22 protein-coding genes are annotated in these 23,523 nt (G+C 43.8%); 10 read left to right on the top strand and 12 right to left on the bottom strand.

Going from position 1 to position 23,523, the window contains the following annotated elements; genetic code table 11:
• Nucleotides 1-99: 99 nt before the first annotated feature.
• The gene (locus DI392_RS12475) at nucleotides 100-1,440 is read left to right on the top strand and encodes an MATE family efflux transporter (protein WP_109320231.1); all 1,341 of its coding nucleotides are present in this window, start codon (nucleotides 100-102) and stop codon (nucleotides 1,438-1,440) included.
• Here DI392_RS12475 and cysE read toward each other — a convergent pair.
• From cysE to DI392_RS12455, 4 genes are all read right to left on the bottom strand, one after another.
• Complete coding sequence (cysE, locus tag DI392_RS12470; protein WP_109320230.1) at nucleotides 1,424-2,227, bottom strand: serine O-acetyltransferase; 804 nt, start codon at nucleotides 2,225-2,227, stop codon at nucleotides 1,424-1,426. The genes DI392_RS12475 and cysE overlap by 17 nt on opposite strands.
• A 7-nt stretch (nucleotides 2,228-2,234) precedes the next feature.
• Nucleotides 2,235-3,269, bottom strand: a complete 1,035-nt coding sequence (gene gpsA, locus DI392_RS12465) for an NAD(P)H-dependent glycerol-3-phosphate dehydrogenase (protein ID WP_109320229.1) — start codon at nucleotides 3,267-3,269, stop codon at nucleotides 2,235-2,237.
• Between the two features lie 176 nt (nucleotides 3,270-3,445).
• Nucleotides 3,446-3,919: a protein-export chaperone SecB gene (gene secB, locus DI392_RS12460; protein WP_109320228.1), complete on the bottom strand. Its 474-nt coding sequence runs from the start codon at nucleotides 3,917-3,919 to the stop codon at nucleotides 3,446-3,448.
• Between the two features lie 56 nt (nucleotides 3,920-3,975).
• Nucleotides 3,976-4,410 carry a rhodanese-like domain-containing protein gene (locus DI392_RS12455; RefSeq protein WP_109320227.1) on the bottom strand — a complete coding sequence of 145 codons (435 nt, stop codon included), beginning with the start codon at nucleotides 4,408-4,410 and terminating at the stop codon, nucleotides 3,976-3,978.
• Nucleotides 4,411-4,759: 349 nt separating this feature from the next.
• Here DI392_RS12455 and gpmM point away from each other — a divergent pair, with 349 nt between their 5' ends.
• Both gpmM and DI392_RS12445 read left to right on the top strand, forming a co-directional pair.
• Nucleotides 4,760-6,292, top strand: coding sequence for a 2,3-bisphosphoglycerate-independent phosphoglycerate mutase (gpmM, locus tag DI392_RS12450; protein ID WP_109320226.1), 1,533 nt, complete (start codon nucleotides 4,760-4,762; stop codon nucleotides 6,290-6,292).
• A 111-nt stretch (nucleotides 6,293-6,403) separates the two neighbouring features.
• A complete protein-coding gene (locus DI392_RS12445; protein WP_109320225.1) occupies nucleotides 6,404-7,546 on the top strand; it encodes a murein hydrolase activator EnvC family protein in 1,143 nt (380 codons plus the stop codon).
• Here the strand turns inward: DI392_RS12445 and DI392_RS12440 are convergent.
• A complete protein-coding gene (locus DI392_RS12440) occupies nucleotides 7,543-8,190 on the bottom strand; it encodes a TetR/AcrR family transcriptional regulator (RefSeq protein ID WP_109320224.1) in 648 nt (215 codons plus the stop codon). The two genes, DI392_RS12445 and DI392_RS12440, sit on opposite strands and share 4 nt — an antisense overlap.
• Nucleotides 8,191-8,335: 145 nt before the next feature.
• Between DI392_RS12440 and rfaD the strand changes: the two genes are divergently transcribed.
• The 6 genes from rfaD to DI392_RS12410 are packed head-to-tail and all read left to right on the top strand — an operon-like array spanning nucleotide 8,336 to nucleotide 14,286.
• Nucleotides 8,336-9,277, top strand: a complete 942-nt coding sequence (gene rfaD / locus DI392_RS12435) for an ADP-glyceromanno-heptose 6-epimerase (protein ID WP_109320223.1) — start codon at nucleotides 8,336-8,338, stop codon at nucleotides 9,275-9,277.
• Nucleotides 9,278-9,279: 2 nt separating this feature from the next.
• Nucleotides 9,280-10,257, top strand: a complete 978-nt coding sequence (lpxM, locus tag DI392_RS12430) for a lauroyl-Kdo(2)-lipid IV(A) myristoyltransferase (protein ID WP_109320222.1) — start codon at nucleotides 9,280-9,282, stop codon at nucleotides 10,255-10,257.
• 6 nt (nucleotides 10,258-10,263) lie between these two features.
• Entirely contained in the window at nucleotides 10,264-11,322 is a 1,059-nt protein-coding gene (gene waaF, locus DI392_RS12425) for a lipopolysaccharide heptosyltransferase II (RefSeq protein WP_109320221.1), read from the top strand.
• On the top strand, nucleotides 11,316-12,578 hold the full coding sequence (gene waaA, locus DI392_RS12420) for a lipid IV(A) 3-deoxy-D-manno-octulosonic acid transferase (RefSeq protein ID WP_109320220.1): 1,263 nt from the start codon (nucleotides 11,316-11,318) through the stop codon (nucleotides 12,576-12,578). The genes waaF and waaA overlap by 7 nt, the downstream gene beginning before the upstream one ends.
• Nucleotides 12,575-13,288 carry a CatB-related O-acetyltransferase gene (locus tag DI392_RS19765; protein WP_245884044.1) on the top strand — a complete coding sequence of 238 codons (714 nt, stop codon included), beginning with the start codon at nucleotides 12,575-12,577 and terminating at the stop codon, nucleotides 13,286-13,288. Before waaA ends, DI392_RS19765 begins: the two co-directional genes overlap by 4 nt.
• A complete protein-coding gene (locus DI392_RS12410) occupies nucleotides 13,285-14,286 on the top strand; it encodes a polysialyltransferase family glycosyltransferase (protein WP_109320219.1) in 1,002 nt (333 codons plus the stop codon). Before DI392_RS19765 ends, DI392_RS12410 begins: the two co-directional genes overlap by 4 nt.
• 43 nt (nucleotides 14,287-14,329) lie before the next feature.
• Here the strand turns inward: DI392_RS12410 and pseI are convergent, their stop codons facing one another.
• The 7 genes from pseI to pseB are packed head-to-tail and all read right to left on the bottom strand — an operon-like array spanning nucleotide 14,330 to nucleotide 22,298.
• Nucleotides 14,330-15,367, bottom strand: a complete 1,038-nt coding sequence (pseI, locus tag DI392_RS12405) for a pseudaminic acid synthase (RefSeq protein WP_109320218.1) — start codon at nucleotides 15,365-15,367, stop codon at nucleotides 14,330-14,332.
• Between the two features lie 13 nt (nucleotides 15,368-15,380).
• Nucleotides 15,381-16,088 (bottom strand): VOC family protein, encoded by a 708-nt coding sequence (locus DI392_RS12400; RefSeq protein ID WP_245884042.1) that lies wholly within the window; start codon nucleotides 16,086-16,088, stop codon nucleotides 15,381-15,383.
• Between the two features lie 10 nt (nucleotides 16,089-16,098).
• Nucleotides 16,099-18,282, bottom strand: a complete 2,184-nt coding sequence (pseH, locus tag DI392_RS12395; protein ID WP_109320217.1) for a UDP-4-amino-4,6-dideoxy-N-acetyl-beta-L-altrosamine N-acetyltransferase — start codon at nucleotides 18,280-18,282, stop codon at nucleotides 16,099-16,101.
• On the bottom strand, nucleotides 18,269-19,417 hold the full coding sequence (gene pseG, locus DI392_RS12390; RefSeq protein WP_109320216.1) for a UDP-2,4-diacetamido-2,4,6-trideoxy-beta-L-altropyranose hydrolase: 1,149 nt from the start codon (nucleotides 19,415-19,417) through the stop codon (nucleotides 18,269-18,271). Before pseG ends, pseH begins: the two co-directional genes overlap by 14 nt.
• Nucleotides 19,411-20,112, bottom strand: a complete 702-nt coding sequence (gene pseF, locus DI392_RS12385; protein WP_109320215.1) for a pseudaminic acid cytidylyltransferase — start codon at nucleotides 20,110-20,112, stop codon at nucleotides 19,411-19,413. Before pseF ends, pseG begins: the two co-directional genes overlap by 7 nt.
• A gap of 3 nt (nucleotides 20,113-20,115) precedes the next feature.
• Complete coding sequence (gene pseC, locus DI392_RS12380) at nucleotides 20,116-21,288, bottom strand: UDP-4-amino-4,6-dideoxy-N-acetyl-beta-L-altrosamine transaminase (RefSeq protein ID WP_109320214.1); 1,173 nt, start codon at nucleotides 21,286-21,288, stop codon at nucleotides 20,116-20,118.
• Complete coding sequence (gene pseB / locus DI392_RS12375) at nucleotides 21,285-22,298, bottom strand: UDP-N-acetylglucosamine 4,6-dehydratase (inverting) (protein WP_109320213.1); 1,014 nt, start codon at nucleotides 22,296-22,298, stop codon at nucleotides 21,285-21,287. The genes pseC and pseB overlap by 4 nt, the downstream gene beginning before the upstream one ends.
• Nucleotides 22,299-22,499: 201 nt before the next feature.
• On the opposite strand from pseB, the gene DI392_RS12370 reads away from it, so the two are divergent.
• Nucleotides 22,500-23,501 carry a polysialyltransferase family glycosyltransferase gene (locus DI392_RS12370; protein ID WP_109320212.1) on the top strand — a complete coding sequence of 334 codons (1,002 nt, stop codon included), beginning with the start codon at nucleotides 22,500-22,502 and terminating at the stop codon, nucleotides 23,499-23,501.
• Nucleotides 23,502-23,523 lie beyond the last annotated feature (22 nt).

The raw sequence follows: 23,523 nt of genomic DNA, 5'->3' as shown, positions 1-23,523 counted from the left end.
GCTTCATAAGCATCCGTTAAATTTCCTCCTTATTAGTACTGTTTTCACCGCCCGAAAACCGTTATTCTGGACTATCTGCACTGTTGTATAAGAGAAGTAATGCAAGATAAACATGGACTCCTGACCGCCCCTATTTCTGTCGTCCTGCGGCAGATGACTGTACCAACCGTCTTTGGCATGGTGGCGGTATTGATGTTCAATCTTGTGGATACCTTCTTTATCTCTCTCTTAGGCACCCAGGCTCTGGCTGCCATCAGTTTTACTTTTCCCGTCACCTTTGGAGTTAACTGCATCACCATGGGGATCGGCGTCGGCCTTTCTACCTGCATAGGTCGCCTGCTGGGAGAAGGTAAAGAACGTCATGCCGCGCGAGTCACCTCTCACGGCCTGTTACTCGCACTGGCACTGGTTATGGTGGCTTCTGCATTTGGCCTACTCATTCTGGAGCCGTTTTTCACTTTGCTTGGCGCTCAGGCCGAGCAGATGCCGTTAATCAAGCAATATATGCAGATCTGGTTTCTGGCGGTGCCTCTTCTGGTTATTCCTATGGCCGGTAACAGTGCCATACGAGCAACAGGCGATACCAGAACACCCGCAAAAATCATGATGCTTTCTGGTGTACTCAACGGTATATTCGATCCGCTGCTGATGTTTGGTTACGGTCCGTTCCCTGAGCTGGGAATCCGCGGGGCAGCCATTGCAAGCGGGCTGAGCTGGATCTGCGCTCTGGGCGGTTCGCTGTACCTGCTATATTGCCGGGAAAAACTGCTGGCCATGCCTGATCTCAGAACGCTCTTTCATGACTGGGTACAGATAATGAAAATAGGCACCCCGGCGGGGCTCTCCACAGCGATGAACCCTATCTCTGCTGCCATCCTGATGCGTATTCTCTCAATGCACGGAACCGCTGCAGTTGCCGCCTATGGTGCAGCGCAGAGAGTGGAGTCTCTGCTGTTACTGGTAATGATCTCGTTAACCTCAGCCCTGACCCCTTTTATGGCACAGAACTTAGGGGCAAAGAACCCGGTTCGCAGCTTTAAGGGCATGTTTCTCAGCATGCGCTTTGCCATTGTGTTCCAGTTACTGGTGTTTATTATGATGGTTCCGCTAAGTATTCCGCTGGCGGCCCTCTTTAGTAAAGAGACGGCAGTAAGAGAACTGATCTGGCTTTATCTGGTGATTGTGCCGTGCTGTTATGGATTTCAGGGGGTAGTGATGATGTTGGTCAGCGCACTGAATGCCATGCACCAGCCGCTGGCCGCCTTTTACTGGAGCTTTATGCGGTTGTTTATTTTTACTCTGCCGTTTGCCGCAATCGGAAGCGCTTTCTATTCCGTACAGGGGTTATTTGCCGGAATAGTGGCAGGCAACATAACCGGAGGCGTGCTTGCCTACCTATATGGACTAAAAATACGCAAACAAGCTATTTCTTACCATTAAAGTTCTGATCCATCTCTTCAGACGGTTTTTCTGAGCTAGGATGTCCGACAATCTTCGCCGGTACACCTGCAACCGTCGTATGAGGCGGTACTGCCTGAAGCACAACGGAACCCGAGCCAATTTTAGCTCCGACGCCCACTTCGATATTCCCCAGAATTTTCGCACCAGCGCCGATCATTACGCCTTCACGGATCTTCGGATGCCGGTCACCACTTTCTTTACCTGTACCACCCAGTGTCACGCTCTGAAGGATAGACACATCATTTTCCACCACAGCGGTTTCACCAATCACAATACCGGTTGCGTGGTCGAGCATAATTCCTCTGCCGATACGGGCAGCAGGATGCGCATCCACCTGGCAAGCAACAGAAATCTGATTCTGCAGATAGGTCGCCAGTGCAATTCTCCCTTGCTTCCACAGCCAGTTTGCCACCCGGTACCCCTGCAGTGCATGGAACCCTTTCAGATAAAGCAGCGGGATAGAATACATGCCTACCGCCGGGTCACGGCTGACCGTGGCACAGATATCACAAGCGGCCGATTCGGTAATATCAGGGTCCGCTCTCAGCGCTTCTTCTACGACTTCCCGTACCGCCATTGCTGGCATGGAGGGGGTTTTCAGCTTATTCGCCAAAATATAACTTAATGCCGCAGCCAGGCTGTCGTGCTTAATAATGGTAGCGTGGTAGAAGCTGGCCAGCATGGGTTCCTGCTCTGACAGGTCTCTTGCTTCCCGAACGATCTTCTTCCAGATATCCACTTGTTTACACTGCTCACATTTTTTCATGCCACCACTATCCTTCTGCTTTTTTATCCCGTGCCAGCAGGTCCTGTGCTGCAAGGCGAGCATCTTTGTTCTGATACAACACCTGGTAAATCTGTTCAACAATCGGCATTTCTACTTCCATTCGCTGCGCAAGTAGCCACACCTCTTTAGTATTACGGTAGCCTTCCACCACCTGTCCAATTTCTACCTGGGCGGTATCGACATCTTTCCCCTGCCCCAGCGCCAGCCCGAAGCGTCGGTTACGGGACTGGTTGTCAGTACAGGTTAGCACCAAATCGCCCAGACCGGCCATCCCCATAAAGGTTTCCGGCTGAGCACCAAGAGCGGCCCCCAGGCGGGACATTTCTGCCAGCCCCCGAGTGATCAAAGCGGTTCGGGCGTTCGCACCGAAACCGATGCCGTCTGACATTCCAGCCCCAATGGCGATAACATTTTTGACGGCACCACCAAGCTGCATACCGATAAAATCACTGTTCGCATATACCCGGAAGCTTTTACTGCAGTGAATTTTCTCCTGCAGATCATGGACAAACTCATTATCCGGAGAAGCGACAGCAATCGCGGTCGGCATACCTACCGCCAGCTCTTTGGCAAAAGTTGGTCCTGACAGTACGGCCAGTGAACGCTCATGGCCCAGAACCTCTTCAGCAACATCTTTCAGCAATCGTCCTGTCTCAGGCTCAAGGCCTTTCGTCGCCCAGCAAATCCGACTGTCTTTCCTCAGGTGTGGCTTCAGACTCCCCAGCACTATGCCAAAGACATGGCTGGGTACCACAACCAACAAGTCGCGACAGGATTGCACTGCTTTATTCAGATCCGACTCAACAATCAGCGATGGCGGGAAATCAACCCCCGGTAAAAACTCTTTATTGGAGCGATCCTGTTCCAGACGCTGCATGTGGTCGGCTTCGTGTCCCCACAATACAATATTGGCACCATTGCGGGACAATGCTATTGCCAGCGATGTTCCATAAGAACCCGCACCAATGACCGTCATGTCGATCTCTTTACCGTAAATCTCATTACCCAATGAAGATGTCATACTCTCTGCCAAATCAATGTTGTTCTGATTATTGTCCCAGTTCCCTATCACTCACAGCAACCGCCAGCGATACGAAACATGCCCCAGGGCGTGCCCTAAGTATAAATAAAAAAATGCACATCACATCAACTTAGTATTGATGTTCTGTGCATTTTTCAGCAAGGGCTTATCTGCGATTAAGCTTCAGCCTGCTGCGCACCCTCTTCCTGAGCTTGATTCTGCAGGTAATTCATGAACAGTGCATCAAAGTTAACCGGTGCCAGGTTCAGTTGAGGGAAAGTACCCTTAACCACAAGACTAGAAATCGTCTCACGAGCATATGGGAACAGGATGTTTGGACAGAATGCACCCAGGCAATGAGCCAGCTGGCCTGCTTCCATCTGATCCGCCGTAAAGATACCCGCCTGTTGTACTTCACACAGGAACGCCGTCTCTTCTTCATTTTTAACCGTCACGGTCAGACGAAGAACCACTTCGTACACGCCTTCACCCAGCTCACGGCTCTGAGTGTCCAGATCCAGTTTTACATCCGGGTTCCACTCTTTCTGGAAAATCTGTGGCGAATTCGGTGTTTCAAAAGAGACATCTTTCAGGAAGATACGTTGAATAGCGAAATTCTGTTGGTTTTCTTGAGGTGCTGCTTCAGCCATGTTTTTATTCCTTCAATTCCTATGAGAGAAGAGGACGTCTTCTCCGGTTAATCTGTTTACTTTTTACCACGGACCAGTGGCATTTTTGCTTCACTCCAGCCAGAAAGACCGTTTTTCAGTACGTATACTTTTTCAAACCCGCCTTTCGCCAGCAAGTTGGCGCTGTCTTTCACTGTCTGACCGTTATTGCATACCAGTATCATTGGGTTTGCTTTATGTTTTTCAAGGCTTGGTACCGAGCCGGATCTAATTTCTGCTGCCAAAACGTGAACTGAACCAGCAATGTGTCCTTGTCTGAACTCGTCTCTTGAACGAATATCAACCACCGTACCTTCTTCACGGTTAATGAAGTGTGTCGCTTCTGCCGGTGAAATTTCCTTATAGCCCGCGGTCTTAGCTTTAACAAAGTTCATAATGACGGCAACCACCAGACCTACCCATGCCAAAGATAGGATCATATGGTTCTGGAAAAATTCAATATACTCTTGCATGTCCTGCGCTCTTACCCTGTTTCGGGCTCAATAGCCCTGAGTGAAAAATAAAAAAATGAGTATAACGGGGATAATCATGCTAAGCGAGAGGTTAACTCACTTCTTCCGCAGAAATGGGATATAATCTGCGCTGTTTTTGACCTTTATGAATAAAAAGCATTTTATTTAATGGGAATAATTCGCAACAATAGGACTATCGACAGGCGACAAGCTCTACTACATTGTAAGTGAGTAACAACAGATCCCGACGCTTATTTGATCTTCTCCTACAGTTTTTGCTTAAAAATGTAGTAAAGTTACGCTAATTTTGTTTTTGACAGTTACTTAAGAATCTAACGAGGTTATTACTATGTCAGCTAAGAAGCCTATGGCTCTGGTGATTCTTGACGGTTGGGGATACCGTGAAGACAACGCAAACAACGCAGTTGCAAACGCAAATACTCCGGTACTGGATGGTCTGATCGCTAACCAGCCAAACACTCTAATCTCTGCATCTGGCATGGATGTTGGCCTTCCTGACGGTCAAATGGGTAACTCTGAAGTAGGTCACACCAACATCGGCGCTGGCCGTGTGGTTTATCAGGACCTGACTCGTATCGCGAAAGCGATCGCTGACGGTGAATTCCAGCAGAACGAAACGCTTGTTGCTGCAATGGATAAAGCTATCAAAGCAGGTAAAGCGGTTCACCTGATGGGCCTGATGTCTCCGGGTGGCGTACACAGCCATGAAGACCACATTTACGCTGCAGTGAAAATGGCCGCTGAACGTGGCGCAGAAAAAATCTACCTGCACTGCTTCCTGGACGGACGTGATACTCCACCACGTAGCGCAGAAGCTTCTCTGAAGCGTTTCGATGAGCTGTTCGCTGAGCTGGGCAAAGGCCGTGTGGCTTCTCTGGTTGGTCGTTACTACGCTATGGACCGTGACAACAACTGGGAGCGTGTAGAAAAAGCTTATGACCTTCTGACTGAAGCAAAAGGTGAATTCACTTTCCCATCTGCTGTTGAAGCTCTGCAAGCCGCGTACGATCGTGACGAAAACGACGAATTCGTTAAAGCATCTGAAATCAAAGCTGAAGGTCAGGAATCTGCGGCTATCGAAGACGGTGATGCGGTTGTATTCATGAACTTCCGTGCGGATCGTGCCCGTCAGATCACTCGTGCATTCGTACCTGCATTCGATGGTTTTGAACGTGCTAAATTCCCGGCTATTGAGTTCGTTATGCTGACTCAGTATGCGGCAGACATTCCTCTGTCGACTGCCTTCCCACCAGCATCTCTGGAAAATACCTACGGTGAGTGGTTGTCAAAAGCGGGTAAAACTCAGCTGCGTATCTCTGAAACAGAGAAATATGCACACGTTACCTTCTTCTTCAACGGCGGTGTGGAAACTGAATTTGATGGCGAAGAGCGCAGCCTGGTTGCTTCTCCAAAAGTCGCGACTTACGATCTACAGCCTGAAATGAGCGCTCCTGAGCTGACTGAAAAGCTGGTTGCGGCAATCAAGTCTGGTAAGTACGACGCTATCATCTGTAACTACCCTAACCTGGATATGGTTGGTCACACCGGTGTATACGATGCAGCAGTTCAGGCTTGTGAAGCGGTTGATGAGTGCATCGGCAAAGTCGTTGAAGCGATCAAAGAAGTAGACGGTCAACTACTGATGACGGCCGACCACGGTAACGCAGAAATGATGGTTAACCCTGAAACCGGCGGTACTCACACAGCGCACACCAGTCTGCCAGTTCCTCTGGTTTATGTTGGCAGCAAAGATGTTGAGTTCAAAGAAGGCGGTAAACTGTCTGACCTTGCGCCAACGATGCTGTCTCTGACTGGTATGGAAATCCCGGCTGAAATGTCAGGTCAGATTCTGGTTAAATAAACGCGGTTTATCCCAGAAAACAGAACGAACGCCGTTGCTCATGCAGCGGCGTTTTTATTTTTATTCCGAGAACTTGTATACTGCATGAACTGGCAAATATGGGTATAGCAGATGGGTTTCCTGACACAAATCAGCTCCGGACTAAAAAGAAAGAAGGGCCTTATCTCTTTTGGAGGGCTGCTCTGTCTGCTGTTGTTAAACCCGGCACATGCCAGCCAGGCTGAATTAAAAGGGGTAAAAAGCGAAATTTCCCGGCAACAAAGCCAACTTTCCAGCCAGAAGAAAGAACTGGATAAGCTGCAAAACACCCTAAAGCAGCAAGAGCTGTCGATAGCCACACTGACAAAAGAAATCCAAAAGACGGAAACCAAGCTCTCCCGTGCTAATCAGAACCTGAAACAATTTCAGGCCCAACAGGCCACACTACAGCAACAGCATCAACAACAGAGCAAGAATTTACAGGCACTGATCAAAACCTACTACATGATCAAACGCCAGAATGCAGCGAAATCCATTCTGAACCCCGGCGATATGGAACAAGACCGCATCAGCCAATATTTTCAACATTTAGCACAAGCCAGAGCGGAAACGATTGAACAGTTGACCGCAACAGAAAAACAGCTGGAGCAGAAAAACAAACAACTGCTTCAGGAGCGACAGAAAGTCAGTGCCCTGCTCGCAAACCAGAAACAGAAGAAAAGTCAGCTTACCCGATCTCAGAAGCAGCGAGCCCGTACCGTACAAAATATCAAACACAGTATCACCAGCGACAAGCAGTATCTGGCCGAGTTACAGAGAAATGAAGTGCGGCTGAAATCTGAAATTGCGAAAGCAGCCAAGCGGAACAGCGTACCCATGGACGGGCTTGCCCGGCAGAAAGGCCGCCTGCCCTGGCCAGTGAAAGGGAGTGTATTACACAGCTATGGCAGCAGGCAGAGCGGACAGGTCGTCTGGAAAGGTATGGTGATCAGCGCTGATTACGAACAGCCGGTCAAGGCGGTTTATTCCGGAAAAGTGGTTTTTGCTGATTATTTGCGTGGATACGGTATGGTGATTTTGTTGGATCACGGAAAAGGTGATATGACGTTATACGGCTATAACCAGACCCTTTTGAAAACCGAAGGCAACAAAGTTAAAGCCGGAGAAACCATCGCACTGGCGGGCGACACTGGGGGCCAGCCCCAGGCATCGCTTTATTTTGAAGTGCGGCGAAACAGCAAGACGCAGAATCCTAAAAGCTGGTTACAACATTAAACCACGTCACCGCTGTTGTATGCTTTGATCCCCTCTTCCAGGGTCATCACCTGCTGCCGGCCTAACTCTGTCGTATATGGCTTCAGCACAGAAAGCATCTGTAACATTCCCTGATGAATCACCGTTTCTGTCACTTCCGTTTCAGGCGTCATCGCCGACTGATACCCCAGCCATGCCGACACCACCAGATGCATGGAAGTAATCACCGGTTTAATGTCTTCTTCCGGGATCTCTATCAGATTCAGTTCAATAAAACTGCGGAAGATTCCCTGAAGGTTTTTCTGTAACTTTTCCTGAACGTCGAGATAACGCTCATGCAGAATGGGATCACGTTGCAGGATTTCCGGCAAGTTGGCATAGAAGAAGCGGTATTTCCACATCAGATTAAAGACAGAGTCCAGATACCGTTTCAGTATCACCAGACTGTCTTCACCCGTTTCTACCGGAGGAAAACGCTCCAGAAGCTCAGCCAGGTATCCATCAAAAATTTCCCGTACAATCTCTTGCTTGTTCCGGAAATGGTAATACAAATTTCCCGGACTGATATCAATATGAGCGGCAATATGATTAGTCGTAATATTACGCTCACCTTTTTCGTTAAATAGCTCCAGAGCAGCAAAAATAATCTTATCGCGTGTTTTCATTGTTATGTCTCATTAGTATATACACTCAAGTATACGTCTAATCAGTTGATCCTTAAAGACGATATCCAAAGCATTACTCACTGCTCGAATTCCCCTAAGCTCCTTGCTATACTCAGGCCAATTTATTGAATCTGAGAAAAACATCATGATTATTGTAACCGGCGGCGCTGGCATGATTGGCAGCAACATAGTCAAAGCACTGAATGAAGCAGGCTATAACGATATTCTGGTCGTAGACCATTTAAAAAACGGCAAGAAATTCAAAAATCTGGTTGATCTGGATATCACTGACTATATGGATCGTGATGATTTTCTGACTCAGATAATGGCTGGTGATGACTTCGGACCTATTGAAGCCGTTTTCCATGAAGGTGCCTGCTCTGCTACAACAGAATGGGACGGAAAGTACATGATGCTTAATAACTACGAGTATTCGAAAGAATTGCTGCATTATTGCCTGGATCGTGAGATCCCGTTCCTGTACGCCTCATCAGCGGCCACTTATGGCGATACTGACACCTTTGTAGAAGAAAGAGAATACGAAGGTGCACTGAATGTTTACGGTTACTCCAAACAGCAGTTTGATAATTACGTCCGCCGCCTGTGGGCCGATGCTGAAGAGCATGGAGATACTCTGTCGCCAATTACCGGTTTCCGTTATTTCAATGTCTACGGCCCTCGTGAAGATCACAAAGGCAGCATGGCCTCTGTCGCTTTCCATCTGAATAACCAGATGAATGCCGGAGAGAATCCAAAGCTATTCGCTGGCAGCGAGCACTTCAGACGAGACTTCGTATATGTAGGTGACGTTTGTAAAGTAAACCTGTGGTTTATGGAAAATGGTGTGTCTGGTATTTTTAACTGCGGTACTGGTAATGCAGAATCGTTTGATGAAATTGCTAAAGCGGTCATCAAACACCATGGTAAAGGTGAGATCGAAACCATTCCTTTTCCGGACCATCTGAAAGGTGCTTACCAGGAGTTTACTCAAGCGGATCTGACTAAGCTACGTGCAGCAGGCTGTGACGTTGAGTTCAAAACTGTCGCGGAAGGCGTGGCTGAGTATATGGCGATTATCAACAACTAACCATGCAAGAACGTAACGACTTTGACCCAAAAGCCTACAACCCCACCTTTCAGTGGGGTTTTCTCGCTCCTAGGTACTGGGGAACCTGGCTCCTGATATTAATAGCTCTCCCCATAGTCTACTTACCAGCAGCAGGAAAACGGCGGATAGCGAGTAAGATTGCCCGTAAACTTTCTCAAAAACGGAAAGGAACCGTTCACAATGCATGGGTGAATATTAATAAATGCTTTCCAGAGATGTCTCACCAAGCCAAAGAGGACTTGCTGTACAAGAACCTTCTAACCGCAGGGTCATTTTTGCTTGGATTCGCAGCTCTAACCGTTAGAAGTAAAAAATGGCTGACTCAAAATACAATCATTAAAGGACAAGAAAACCTTCAAGCAGCGCTGGATAGAAAGTCTAACGTGATTTTAATGGTTCCGCATACTTGGACAATTGATATTCCTGCAGTTGTATTGGCTTCTCAAGGCTTACCTATTGTTGGATTCGCAAAACCGCAGAAAAATGCCCTATCAGACTGGTTAATGCATAGACAAAGAGTGCAATATGGTGGAAAAATATTTGAACGAGAAGCAGGTATAAATAACTTTATCCGAGCAATCCGCCAAGGGTATTTAGGCTATTATCTTGCAGACCAGGATCACGGTCGAGAGCAGCGAAGTGTCTTCGTGGACTTTTTTGCTACCACTAAAGCCACTCTACCCGGTATTGGAAAGCTAACAAAAGTATGTAAGGCAGAAATAGTACCTCTAGTTTCTCGCTATAACCTGGATACTGGTCAATATGAAATTGAATTTTTTCCGGCTTGGAAGAACTTTCCTTCTGAAACTGAAACAGAAGATGCCAGAAGAATGAATCAGCACATTGAAAATGTAATCCAACCGAATCCAGAACAGTATATGTGGATTTTCCAATTACTAAGAACTCAATCAGATAAGGCTGCACAAAACCCTTATCGTGATCCTAAGTATATGAATTAGGCCATTATGTATAAGATTTTAATCATAGGCCCATCATGGGTGGGTGATATGGTGATGTCACAATCTCTTTATATCACTCTAAAACAGCAGCACCCAGATGCACTTATTGATGTTATCGCTCCTGGATGGTGTAAGCCGATCCTTGAAAGAATGCCAGAAGTCAATCAAGCTATTGAAATGCCAATTGGTCATGGAGAATTCAATTTCTTCGGCCGCAGAGCGATAGGTAAAGAGCTAAAAAAAGCTCACTATAATCAGGCCTATATCCTACCTAACTCAGCTAAGTCCGCGCTAATCCCCTGGTTTGCAGGCATTCCGCTCAGAACCGGCTGGAAAGGTGAAATGCGCTATGGGCTGCTAAATGATCTGCGCCCAAATAAAAAGGCCTTTCAGTATATGGTTGAGCGTTACGTGGCACTGGCTCACCCTAAACCAGAGATGATTAATTCATCTTCCCTGGGTGGATTAGAGACACTTCCAGTACCTAAACTGACCATCGATTTAGCTGCTCAGTCAGCAACACTGAAAAAGTTTAACCTTAATACTGACAGCACGATTATCGGCCTATGCCCCGGAGCCGAGTTCGGCCCGGCAAAAAAATGGCCGGAAGAACACTACGCAGAAGTCGCTCATGCCATGGCTCAACAAAATCACCAGGTATGGCTGTTTGGTTCGCAAAAAGATCTGGATACCTGTAACAATATCAAATCTAAAGTGCCTGATGAATTACAGAATAAGGTCCACGTATTAGCAGGACGAACCAGCTTGATTGAAGCGGTTGATCTGCTTGGAGCCTGTGAAACCGTCGTGAGTAACGATTCAGGGCTAATGCATGTCGCTGCGGCTGTGGGTTGTCACGTAGTCGCTGTTTATGGTTCCACCTCACCAAAATACACACCGCCACTGGCAGAAAAAGTAGAGATAGTGCATACAGATATTGAATGCCGCCCTTGTTTTGAACGCGAGTGCCCACTTGGACATTTGAAGTGTTTGAGAGAACTAAATCCAGAGGTAATAGTAAACAGCATTCGAAAGTTAGACGCGATAAAGGTAGATAAATGTTAATTCGTTTACTCTACTCCATCGTACTTTCACTCGCTGCACCATTTCTCTTATTTGGCTTATACAAAAGTAAGCCTAATAAACCTAAATTCGGCAAGCGCTGGAAAGAACACTTTGGCTTTACCCCGCCACTGAACACTCCCACTGACCCTATCTGGATTCACGCTGTCTCTGTAGGGGAAAGCCTTGCCGCGATTCCTCTAATCAAAGCCTTAAAAAAAGAAAACCCTGAACAATCCATTGTGGTGACCACAACCACCAGCACAGGAGCTGATCAGATAGCCAAACTGGGTGGCCTGGTTGAACATAGATATATGCCCATCGACTTCAGCTTTGCAGTTAAAAGATTTCTCAAAGCTATTCGCCCTGCAAAAATGTTAATTATCGAAACAGAGTTGTGGCCTAATACCTTACACTCGGTCCATCAAGCAGGCATTCCAATAACTGTCGTTAACGCTCGCCTATCCGAAAAATCACGCCGTAATTATGCTAAAATACAGCCACTGTTTAATCTAATGCACCCCAACCTGACTAAGGTACTGTGTCAGTCAGACAAAGATGCTAATAGGTTTGAACAACTTGGGGTTGATAAGAAAAAGCTGGTAATAACAGGCTCCATCAAATTTGATATTCAAATATCAGATGAGATAAAACAAAAAGGTAAAGAGCTCAGAAAACGGCTTGGTCCGGAGCGTCCTGTGTGGATAGCAGCCAGTACTCATAAAGGCGAAGATGAGCAGATACTCGAAGCCCACAAAGAGATTTTATCTCAACACCCTGATGCTTTGCTGGTCCTAGTACCACGCCATCCAGAACGATTTGATTCCGTTTACGAGCTATGCCTTTCACAAAGATTTAAGACTGTCAGAAGACAATCAGGCTCAATAGTATCAGCGGATACACAAGTGTATCTGGGTGATACTATGGGAGAAATGCTGATTCTTCTTGGTGCTGCAGATGCATGCTTTATGGGTGGTAGCTTAGTCGGTGACAAAGTAGGTGGGCATAATGTACTCGAGCCTGCGGCACTTGGGGTACCAGTGACCACAGGACCTAGTTATTATAATTTTAAAGAGATCACAGAAAAGCTATTAAAAGAAAAGTTAATTAACATTTTTAACAATTCAAACAGCCTAGCTAAACACATACACTATTTGCTTTCTGAAAAAGAAAATGTAAGACAATTGAAAGTTCAGCTTAAACGTTTTGTTCAAACCCGACAAGGTGCGATTAAGAATATAAAAGAGGCATTAATGTGATCTACAATCTCACTAAGTTTGAAATATTCCTACTGAACAAGTTCGGAAAACTACTAGCCAAAAGGCGAGTAAAAACAATAAGCAATCCAGTTTATATCATCATATTGGCAGTGTTAAAAAAATCTTGTAAAGACAAACATGGAAAGTTTAAAGAAGGCTATAGATATATTTCAGAAAAACATTTTGGATTTACTGTTGGCAAGTATTCAACCGGATATGAACAGTTCTGGCAACAACCAAAACTAATTGAGTCAATTGGCGCATTCTGTAATATATCAGCCATAAATGTTGTCATTGCCGGTGGTAACCACCCCTTATCAACAGTTTCGACCCATGCCTTTTTCTTCCATGACAAATATGGTTTTGTTGATAAAAATTATTCTACAAAAGAATATGCCCAAAACAACAAAATCAAGATTGGTAATGATGTCTGGATCGGTTCAAACGTCAGTATCCTTCCTGGTGTAAGCATTGGTGATGGCGCTGTAGTTGCTGCTGGTGCTGTGGTTAATAAAAATGTTCCACCATATGCTATTGTTGGTGGAGTACCAGCAAAGCTTATCAGATACCGATTCAGCGAAGATATCAGGAATGCATTACTACACACACAATGGTGGAACTGGAGTGACTGTAAAATCAAACATTTTTGTCCATGTATGTGGAGCCCTGAACAGCTACTCAAAAAGCTCAACGAGGAGTTTAGTAAATGAACCTCTTTTTGGTAACATCGCCATTTCAATACATATGTGCAATAGAAGCTATGCACCAGTATCGAACAAAAAATAATATTTTATTGCTGGTGAATCAAGCATCAGAACCAGGTATAACTCAACAAAAAAACATAATAAATGAATCAGATTGGGACCATATCATTCATATAGGGAGAACAAAAAGAAGCAAGTACATTCCAAAGGCTATTCATGATATAAATAAGATAACAAAAAACAAAACCATACAACACTTATTTCATGCAGAGTACAATGCATGGAGAACAAAATTATTACTTCGAAACCTTCCCATTATTAAAGAAGTATATTTTGATGATGGAACCCTTACCATCAACGAATATGAAGAGTATATTCGCCCTAAGACTATTTATAATCGACAGAGGCTTCTACAGGACTTAGAGATCAAGCTTCGTGGTTGTAGTCCGATAGGCAAGCTTCCTCAATCAGACAATTTAGAGATATTCACAATATTTGATATACCAAATCCTGAACATCCCGTTATTAAAAACAACTTAACTGTTTTAAAAAATGAATACAATGTTAAATCCTTATATAACCCAAAAGCCCCAATAGGGTTTATTGGACAAGGTGCTATTGGGCATAAGAGAAGAAAAACCATCACTCAATACATTAATGAAATCAACCATTTTAAACAGAAATTTGATAGCCCTATTATATATTTCCCTCATAGGACAGAGTCAGAAGAGGTAAGAAAACAAGTAGAGCGTATATCTAATTTGAGCTATCACTACAGCCAAATGCCACTAGAAATTGAGCTTATAAATCAATCTATAGAACTATCTGGTCTAGTTGGAGTACTATCTACGGTTCAATACACTGCATTATTGCTGTACCCGAATATGCCTATTTATAATTTATTATTTGCATCTGACTTAAACAATGATGGAGTAATAGTTAGAGAAAAGAGAATATCTGAGCTATTTTCAAAAAGTGGGATAATCAATATAGAAATTAATTAAAAAGGCGATAACTATCACCTTTTTAATTGCCTGAAGAGTATTATTATTTGAAATATTCAAATCGCATTGGGGTTCCAAATTTCAAGTCTTCCGTTGCGACACTTCCTATAACATCATCCAAATACTTCGGTGGAATACCGTTCCCTGGGCGAATTGACCGAACATGCTCACTGGTAAACGTATCCCCTTTTTGGATATCTTTTACTACATACAGCGAGCGACGGTGGCATTTAGTCTTAAGCTCAGCTTCGGTACTGATGAAGTTTGGCTTACCTATCGCCTCAAAAGCCATTTCACAATTATCAACCAATGACTTCAGTTCTTCTTTTTCTAATGAAAATGCAGAGTCTGGCCCCCCATCTGCGCGAGCTAATGTAAAGTGTTTTTCAATCACACAAGCACCAAGTGCAACTGCAGCTACCGACACCCCTATATCCAGTGTGTGATCCGATAAACCGACATCACAATCAAACGCCTCACGCATGACAGCCATGGTTGAGATATTTGCCTGCGATGCTGGTGTCGGGTAGCCACTTGTACAATGCAACAGAATAATGTCTTCTGCACCCGCGCCTTTTGCCGCAAGTACCGCCTCTTCAATCTCGGCAAGATTTGCGTTTCCTGTTGACATAATCATTGGTTTACCCGTCGCAGCCACTTTGCGAATTAACGGTAAATCAATCAGTTCAAACGATGCAATTTTGTAGGCCGGTGCATTTAAACTTTCTAAAAAGTCTACCGCTGTGGGATCAAAAGGAGAACTAAAGATAGTGATACCCAGTTTTGCGGCCTCATCAAATAACGTTTTGTGCCACTCCCAAGGGGTATGCGCCTGCTCATATAAATCATAGAGTTTTGAACCGTCCCATAAACCGCCATGAATGATGAACTCTTCACTGTCATGATTAATTGTTATGGTATCTGCAGTATAAGTTTGCAGTTTTACTGCATCTGCTCCAGCATCTTTCGCTGCTTCGATTAATTCAATCGCACGATTAATGTCACCATTATGATTACCAGACATTTCAGCAATGATGTAAGGCTTATGACCCTTACCAATTTTTCTATTAGCTATTTGCATGACAATATAATCTCTATTTTTCTGCCAGATACGCTTGAATTTTTGCAAGTGAATCCAGCTTCGCCATTTTCTCTGCAGAAATATTTACTTCAAACTGCTTTTCTATTTCCATGATCAGTAGTAAATGCTTAAACGAATCCCACTCTGGATTAGTCTGCATACTCACTTGACCTATCTGGGTTTCCGAAACTCCCACAACGGCATTATAAATGGTAAGGAGCTCAGCATTGTCTGATGATTGAATATTAGCAACGTCTGTTGAGCTAGCCTGTGGCTCAAACTTTAAAGTATTAGGGTAGGCTTCTAATAGCTCAAATAACCCATGTATTGGATGCACTAAAAATGCCACCCGACGCCCATCAAAAGCACCGTCAGATCTTGGCTCGACAACTAATTTTGCACTAAACTGCTGCTGAGCTATATCAATCGCCCTATCCAAATCTTGCACGGCGTAGCACAGGTGATAAGCGCCACCTCCAGCATTAAGATGACTTAATATAGGTGAATCACTATTGAGTGGTGATAGAATTTCTACCACACCCATGCCATTGAGCTCAACAAATGCGTAATTCACATTTTGAGCCGGATTCTGTCCCGGACCTCTAAGTAGCTTCGCATTAGGAATCGATAGAAAATCCTGAAGTGTTGCGATGATATCTCGTGTGGTCACAGCATAATGATCCACATTCAGGACACCTAAAGAAGAAAACATTGGACTCATAATATATACCTTAAACGCTCCAGTTGAGTACCATTTCACTCGATTCCTGAGGAAGCGGTGTTATTTCTAAATCAAAACGCCAATTCTCACCTTCCAGTGCAAACTGATTGTTTTCATACAGTTTGGCGACAGGTTGATTTTTAGCACTTGGGATATAACGACCAACGACACTTTTAATGTTGGCCTGTTTTGCTACATACAGTAATTTTTTAATGAGAGCGTGTTCAATATCTCGTCCCATGACACGGCATGACATCACAAAGTTATCGATAATCCATTCATCACCTTGTTTTAACACAATCAATGCAGCCACACCTTCATGCTCTTTCGCGTATTTATCTTTGGATTTCACATGCAACACCCAAACATCGTCACTCAAACCCCAGTTTTTAAGTTGTTCTTTACTGTATCGCTTAGTCGTTGTATTAAACTGATTGGTTTTATTAAACAACTGGTGAGTACGTTCAAAATTACTGTCACTAAGCGCTTCGACCTTAATATCCATTTCAAGGCTGGTCAGAAATGCACTACGATCTGTAAAACTAGCCTCCGCTTTTTTGATATCAACACGCTTTTTATAAAGCTCTGCCCGTCGCTTATCAGACTCATTGATTTGCGGCAACCAAAGCTCCGGTAGCTGGCAGATAAACTGATACCAGTCTGCGGGGTCTTCCGGTAACTCTGGCACGAAAATGCCAGGTACACTGCGGCGAACTTCCGCCCGCTCTACCGGGTTGTCATCAATAAAGCATAGAGACTGAACACCAAGATTTAGCTCCGCTGCAAGCTCCTGGATGTTAGAAGACTTAGGATCCCAATTAATCCGCCAACTGACAAAATCCTTCTTACGAAGTCGCATTTCTGGATGCATCTCAATCGCTTCCATCGCAACTTCTTCTGTATTCTTGCTGCAAATAGCCAGTAAAATACCACGCTCTTTTAGTGCTAAGAACAGTGACTGTAGCTCTTTATATATATTCCCTGGGTAATCCCCCCCCAGAGTAATACCATCCATTCCATCGTCTCCGATGATACCTTTCCACAGAGTGTTATCTAAATCCAGAATCAAAGCTCTTGCAGATAAAGAATGTGAGGCAAAAACAGAACCTATGATAGCTGTAGAATAAGCTTCTAAGCATTGGATCGAAAAAGGTGCTCGTGCCATATACCAGTATTTATTAGAAAAAGACCCTCCAACCCGATTAAGTAACTGAGCATAAGGAAGCACATTAACGACATTAGTCTTTTTCAACTCATAAAGCGCTTTATTCCACTCCTGAATTAACATGCTTATGCTTGAGCCTGTTAATTGCTCTTCAATCGTATATGGGAAGTTTTTTTGCAGAGCAAAGTCCGCCACAAAAACACGGTTACCACGTGAAGCTATTTGTTGAATAAAAGAGAGGTATTCACCCACCCTCCCTTCTGCCTGAAGCAAAGATTCCTCTGTTGGTGAAATATAGATATCCGGGAAAAAATCTTCAATACGCTCTAAGAAAAAATAACACGCTTCTGTACTGTTAAGTTCATGATTTTCAGGATCGCGCAAATCAAACTGATATCGACCAAATTCGCAGGTTTTTATTTGATATGGAAACTGCGGGTACACAACACTTTGCTTTTTTAAAATATCAGACAGAAAATCAGTGTTATGGGAGGCAAACAGATACAATGCAGGACGACGATCTACCTTGTTTTCTGGGTATATGTACTTCATATATACCACGTCTTTCGCTGTAGCGGATGCGTCATGAGGAACCTGGCACTCAACAAAACCACATTTCTGGTGCAAGGTCCATGCAAGCTGGTTAGTACGTAAAGATTCACAATACAATTCATATACCTTCAGCGTGCTACCTGCATACTGAATCACTTTTTGTTCAAGCTCAAGCCAGACAGCGGTTTTATCTGATTGATCCAGGTTGGCACTATCAAGGTAGAACCCCCACCAAGCTGTTGCTTTTTCCTGATCCCACGCATAAATGGTAACAACCCCTACCGGAACCTCATTGCGTTCGAAGATTAAGATCTGTCGTTCGGCCATTTGCATGGTTTTATCCCACCATGCCGAATGTTCTTCACGCCCAATAACGTGGTCAGTCAGCATAACCGCTCGAACTTCTTCATGATTACGCCAGTCCAACACCATCCATTTATCGCTTTCCTGAGCAACACGGATATTATACTTCGTCATATTCTGCTATCTCTTCTAATTGCTCGACTACTCTTCGGCATCCTAAGCCATCGACTAAAGCTGCACATGTTTTCGACTGCTCAGTCAATAACTCCTTATTGTTGAGTAAACCTTGATAAGCATCACGGTAATCTTCTGCAACCAATTCGCCACTCAACCCTAAGTAAAAGTGTCCATTGATTTGATTAAGATCTTGCGCTACTTGAGTTTGATTATCTGCTACAGAACATACTATTCCAGGCAATGCCATTACACAGCGCTCCCAAGTCGTAGCCCCTACAGCACCGACATAAAGATAAGAGTGAGCAAAAAAATCCATAATGTTGCTTACTTGCACATGCAACGTCACTCGCTCTGAATTTTTCTGGCAAAGAGACTCTAATTGCTCTCGGTGCGGATTATTAATACCAATAATGACATCAAAATGGTCAGCACTGTCTACCATCAATAACCCAGAAAGGGCCTTACTAGTTTCGTTGACAATATCAATACCACCAAAAAACAACACTACATGTTTGTCAGCTAATCGCTGGGTATAATCAAGTAAACTTTGTCGTACTGTGAAAAATTCTTCTCTAAGCAGGGCAAAATCCGGACCACACAATCGCTTTGCGGAGGCAGGAAGCAACCCGTCATAACGCTGCTCCCCTTTCAGATAATAGTTTTGATCAAGCAGTGCTTCAACATCATGCTCTCTATCAGCAAGATCATCGACCTGAAAGATACGTTTAGAATACGGTTTCAGTGCTTGTTGCCATGTTTTCTCAATGGCGTAATTATCAACGATAAGCCAGTCCAACTTATCAGCACCATATTTTATCAACTCAGCATTCACAGCAGCTTGAGTTTGCTCGATCTCATTCTCATAGGAGACTTCTAACCAGGAGGCATGCGGACAATGATTAGCCAGCGACATCTTTTCGCCAGAATCACACCGTGAAAAGAGGGGTGGCTGTTCAAGTTCCACCACTGGAAAATACCTTGCAACCAAATCAATTAAATGGCCGGCTAATCGTCTAACCACGAAAAAGACTTTGTGCCCATTTTCTGACAACTGGTGAGCTAAGGTTAACATGCGGTATGTATGACCCGTTCCCATTTTTAAGGACGCGTCAACTCGAATACCAATTAACACTCTGTTGTTCCTCGCAGAGCTTTTGATAACAACAAAGCAAACTCCCAGTCTTGGGGCGTATCTAAATCCACCACCCGCTTTCTGGATACAGGGTAAGCAATTGCTTTATCGGAAAACATCGGTATACCCTTTTTATAGGCTTCCGGCTTACCCCAATAGAATTGTCCAATATCGTGATAAGCTGGTTCTAAATCTTGAGAACGAGTATTAAAATGCTCTGGTTGAAACATTTCTACTCGCCCAGCTTGATCAAGCTTCACGCCACGCTGGATTGGAAATGGAAACTCACATACAGGAAAGCTGTAATATGCTGATTCGTCTTGTTGAAGTAGCCGATAGGTTTCCTGAATATCTTTTACTTTAATAAATGGCGCAGTTGCATAAATACAGCACAAATAGTCGATAACCACATTTTGGGCTTCATACCACTTGATGGCATGCAAAAGCACATCTGCGGTAGTCGAATAATCATCTGACACATCTGCAGGGCGGAAAAACGGAACTTCAGCTCCATATTCACGCGCTACATCAGCGATTTCCGGATCATCGGTTGAGACAATCACTTTATCAAAACAGCCAGACCTCTGAGCCGCTTCAATGGAATAAGCAATGATCGGTTTTCCATCAAATTCTTTGATATTTTTACGGGGGATACGTTTGCTCCCTCCTCGTGCCGGGATAATAGCGACTTTCATTACTTACCTCGCTAAGATATCAGATAAAACCTTTACGACCGAATCCTGCTGCTCCAAACTCATACCATGAAACATTGGTAGTGAGATAGCTTCTTGATAGTAACGCTCTGACTCAGGAAAATCGCCTTGTTTAAAGCCCATACGCTGATAATAAGGTTGGGTATGCACAGGGATATAATGCAAGTTAACTCCAATCCCATTTTCTCGGAGAGATTCGAACACTTCCCGATGAGAAAGCGCAATATTATCCAATTGCAGACGAATAACATATAAATGCAGACCAGAATATGTATTTTCCAGCTGGTAAGGAACCGTTACCGGCAAGTCTTTTAATAACTCGTTATATCGCTTTGCCAGCTTATGTCTTGCCGAGACAAACCGCTCCAGTCTTTGCATCTGAGTGACACCCAATGCAGCCTGAAGCTCTGTCATCCGGTAATTATAACCAAGCTCAACTTGCTGATAATACCAACCACCGTGGGACTCTCCTTCCATCAAAGCAGGATCCCGGGTAACACCATGGCTACGGAAGAGAGCCATTCTTTCTGCTAACTCTGGCTGATTGGTCAACGCAGCCCCACCTTCAGCAGTAGTCACTATTTTCACCGGATGGAAGCTAAATACCGTAATATCAGAATACTCACAATTCCCTATAGGTTGACCATGATATTGACCACCAATGGCATGCGAAGCATCTTCGATTACTTTAAATCCATATTCTTTCGCAAGCTTGCCTATCGCCTTCATATCACACGGCTGTCCACATAAATGAACCGGCACGACCACTTTAGGCAAGGTCCCTTTGGCTTTGGCTTCTACTAATTTTTGCTCCAGTTTCACCGGACACATGTTGTAGGTGTTAGGGTCAATATCAACAAAATCAACTTTTGCTCTACAATACAAACCACAGTTTGCTGAAGCTACAAACGTGATTGGTGACGTCCATAACCAATCCCCTTCGCCTAATCCAAGCGCCAGACAAGCGATATGCAAAGCTGATGTTGCACTATTTACCGCTAAAGCATGCGTAGCTCCGGTTTGATTCATCAGAGCTTTTTCAAACTCAGGCACCTTAGGCCCCTGAGTCAAAAAATCGGATTGAAGGACTTCTACAACCCCATCAATATCTTGCTGGGTAATCTCTTGTCTGCCGTATGGGATCACTTTGTTACTCACACTGTAAAGTTAGGGTCAACGTGCTCTTTAATTAGTTCACGGAGGCTTTCTACGGTTTCCCACTCAGTGTTAGTACCGGAGTTATATTTAAAACCAAATGGTACCTTCTCTGCTTTGTGGTGCTCTAAATACTCTTCTTCGGTATAAGTAAATGATACAGAAGGAAGAATGGCGTAATACTTACCAAGATCAATCGTATTCAGTGAGTCAGTATCAGTTATCATCTCTTCATGTAGCTTTTCACCCGGGCGGATACCCACAACTTTAGTTTCACATTCAGGAGCAATGGCTTCAGCAATATCCAAAATTCTATACGATGGAATCTTCGGTACAAAAATCTCACCTCCGAGATGATGCTCAAGGGCATACATCACCATATTGACGCCATCTTGCAACGAAATATTAAAACGTGTCATTTCTTCATGAGTGATTGGAAGTAAACCCTCTTCTTTTTTCTTCATAAAGAAAGGAATAACTGAGCCTCGAGAACCCATCACATTACCATAGCGCACCACACTAAAACGAATGTCTTTTGAGCCTTTGATGTTGTTTGCTGCTGCAAATAATTTATCAGAAGCCAGCTTAGTGGCACCGTACAAGTTGATTGGAGCACAAGCTTTGTCAGTAGAAAGTGCAACGACATTTTTCACACAACAAGACAATGCTGCATTGATTACATTTTCAGCTCCGTCCACATTTGTACGAATACACTCTGTTGGGTTGTACTCGGCGGTATCGACCTGCTTAATAGCTGCCGCATGTATAATTACATCAACACCTTCACAAGCCTGAATCATACGGTTACGATCACGAACATCACCAATGAAAAAGCGTAGTTGGGGATAGTCTTTATGAGGGTATTTTTGCTTTAGTTCGAACTGTTTTAGTTCATCTCGAGAAAAAATGATAATTTTCTTTACATTAGGATATCTTTCAAGAATAGTCTTGATGAACTGTTTACCAAAAGAACCTGTGCCACCTGTAATCAGAACCGTTTTATTGTTCAACATGCTTTCACCATCGGTTAGAATCTTTCCACTACTTGTAAGTAATAGAGTACAATATTGTTGGGTAATCTGGGAAGTATACCTATAGAGGCTCCACTTTTGTATTAGTTTAGCTGTAGATCAGACCTAGCTATCTATACAGTCAATAATCTGATTTGAAAGAAATGTGTAACAAAACAAAAATAGCACTTTGATGACCACACCATGAATTTATTTTTAGTCACATCTCCATTCCAGCTAATCTGTGCAATCGAGGCCAAGAAACACTACGGTGCGAAAGAAAATATTCTCATTCTTCGTGAAGAAAAAATGTCTTCAGCAAAAGCGCAAATGCGCTTATTGCTAAATAAAGAAGAGTGGGAATATATCATTTATCTAGGAAGACGTAGTAAAGTCTGGGAGGCACGTAAGCTCCAATATCGACTAAAAAAAATCAATCCACCATTGAAATTTGAATCTATCTTTTATGCTGACTACTCTGCTTGGCGGACAGCTGTGCTGCTTAATAATATAACCACAGAAAGAGAAGTCATGATCGATGATGGTGTAGGCACGATTAGAGAATACCGAGAAAAAATCCAACCAGAATTACATGTATCCCGTAATAAAAGTAGTCGGGATAAACTTCTAAAACTAGTCGGGCTTAAGCCACCAAGACTGATTTACCCAAGAAGCGGCTTTTCATTTTTCACTTTCTTTGAATTGTCAGATAGTCGATTCCCTATTGAAGAAAACCAATTATCAGTATTGAAACAAAGGCTCAATACTATGCAGTGCTTTTCTGATAACGCTCCTGCCGGTTTTATTGGCCAAGGTATGGTTGCGGAAAAAGGCATCAACCTTGATTCTTACTGTCACCTCATAGGTAAACTTCTAGAAAAGCACCCTCAAGGTGTTATGTACTTCCCGCACCGGACAGAAGCAGACTTTGTTCGACAAAGATTGCAAACAATGACTGGTTTAATCTACCACCACTCAAAACTGCCTTTAGAACTAGAACTGGCTGTAGAAAAAATTCAGTTATCTGCTATCTATGGGATAGCCTCAACAGCGGAGATTACTCTAGAAAAAATTTACCCCGAAATTCCTGTATTTGATATTGAAATACCGGCGAAGTACTACCTGATTGAAGAATTCGGACAAAATTTTATCAATGTCGCTAAAGAACTTAGCCTGAAGAAATCAGAGATAACATTGGAGAGCTAATGCTCTCCAATACAAATTTTCA

Source organism: Vibrio albus (assembly GCF_003144035.1).
Classification (GTDB): Bacteria; Pseudomonadota; Gammaproteobacteria; order Enterobacterales; family Vibrionaceae; genus Vibrio; species Vibrio albus.
The sequence above is the reverse complement of the archived record's forward strand: the minus strand, read 5'-3'. Positions and strand labels throughout refer to the sequence as shown.

Bases quoted from the DNA above. Each gene is read 5' to 3' on its own strand.
- DI392_RS12475 (WP_109320231.1), top strand. From the start codon at position 100: ATGCAAGATAAACATGGACTCCTGACCGCCCCTATTTCTGTCGTCCTG.
- cysE (WP_109320230.1), bottom strand. From the start codon at position 2,227: ATGAAAAAATGTGAGCAGTGTAAACAAGTGGATATCTGGAAGAAGATC.
- gpsA (WP_109320229.1), bottom strand. From the start codon at position 3,269: ATGACATCTTCATTGGGTAATGAGATTTACGGTAAAGAGATCGACATG.
- secB (WP_109320228.1), bottom strand. From the start codon at position 3,919: ATGGCTGAAGCAGCACCTCAAGAAAACCAACAGAATTTCGCTATTCAA.
- DI392_RS12455 (WP_109320227.1), bottom strand. From the start codon at position 4,410: ATGCAAGAGTATATTGAATTTTTCCAGAACCATATGATCCTATCTTTG.
- gpmM (WP_109320226.1), top strand. From the start codon at position 4,760: ATGTCAGCTAAGAAGCCTATGGCTCTGGTGATTCTTGACGGTTGGGGA.
- DI392_RS12445 (WP_109320225.1), top strand. From the start codon at position 6,404: ATGGGTTTCCTGACACAAATCAGCTCCGGACTAAAAAGAAAGAAGGGC.
- DI392_RS12440 (WP_109320224.1), bottom strand. From the start codon at position 8,190: ATGAAAACACGCGATAAGATTATTTTTGCTGCTCTGGAGCTATTTAAC.
- rfaD (WP_109320223.1), top strand. From the start codon at position 8,336: ATGATTATTGTAACCGGCGGCGCTGGCATGATTGGCAGCAACATAGTC.
- lpxM (WP_109320222.1), top strand. From the start codon at position 9,280: ATGCAAGAACGTAACGACTTTGACCCAAAAGCCTACAACCCCACCTTT.
- waaF (WP_109320221.1), top strand. From the start codon at position 10,264: ATGTATAAGATTTTAATCATAGGCCCATCATGGGTGGGTGATATGGTG.
- waaA (WP_109320220.1), top strand. From the start codon at position 11,316: ATGTTAATTCGTTTACTCTACTCCATCGTACTTTCACTCGCTGCACCA.
- DI392_RS12410 (WP_109320219.1), top strand. From the start codon at position 13,285: ATGAACCTCTTTTTGGTAACATCGCCATTTCAATACATATGTGCAATA.
- pseI (WP_109320218.1), bottom strand. From the start codon at position 15,367: ATGCAAATAGCTAATAGAAAAATTGGTAAGGGTCATAAGCCTTACATC.
- DI392_RS12400 (WP_245884042.1), bottom strand. From the start codon at position 16,088: ATGAGTCCAATGTTTTCTTCTTTAGGTGTCCTGAATGTGGATCATTAT.
- pseH (WP_109320217.1), bottom strand. From the start codon at position 18,282: ATGACGAAGTATAATATCCGTGTTGCTCAGGAAAGCGATAAATGGATG.
- pseF (WP_109320215.1), bottom strand. From the start codon at position 20,112: ATGAAAGTCGCTATTATCCCGGCACGAGGAGGGAGCAAACGTATCCCC.
- pseB (WP_109320213.1), bottom strand. From the start codon at position 22,298: ATGTTGAACAATAAAACGGTTCTGATTACAGGTGGCACAGGTTCTTTT.
- DI392_RS12370 (WP_109320212.1), top strand. From the start codon at position 22,500: ATGAATTTATTTTTAGTCACATCTCCATTCCAGCTAATCTGTGCAATC.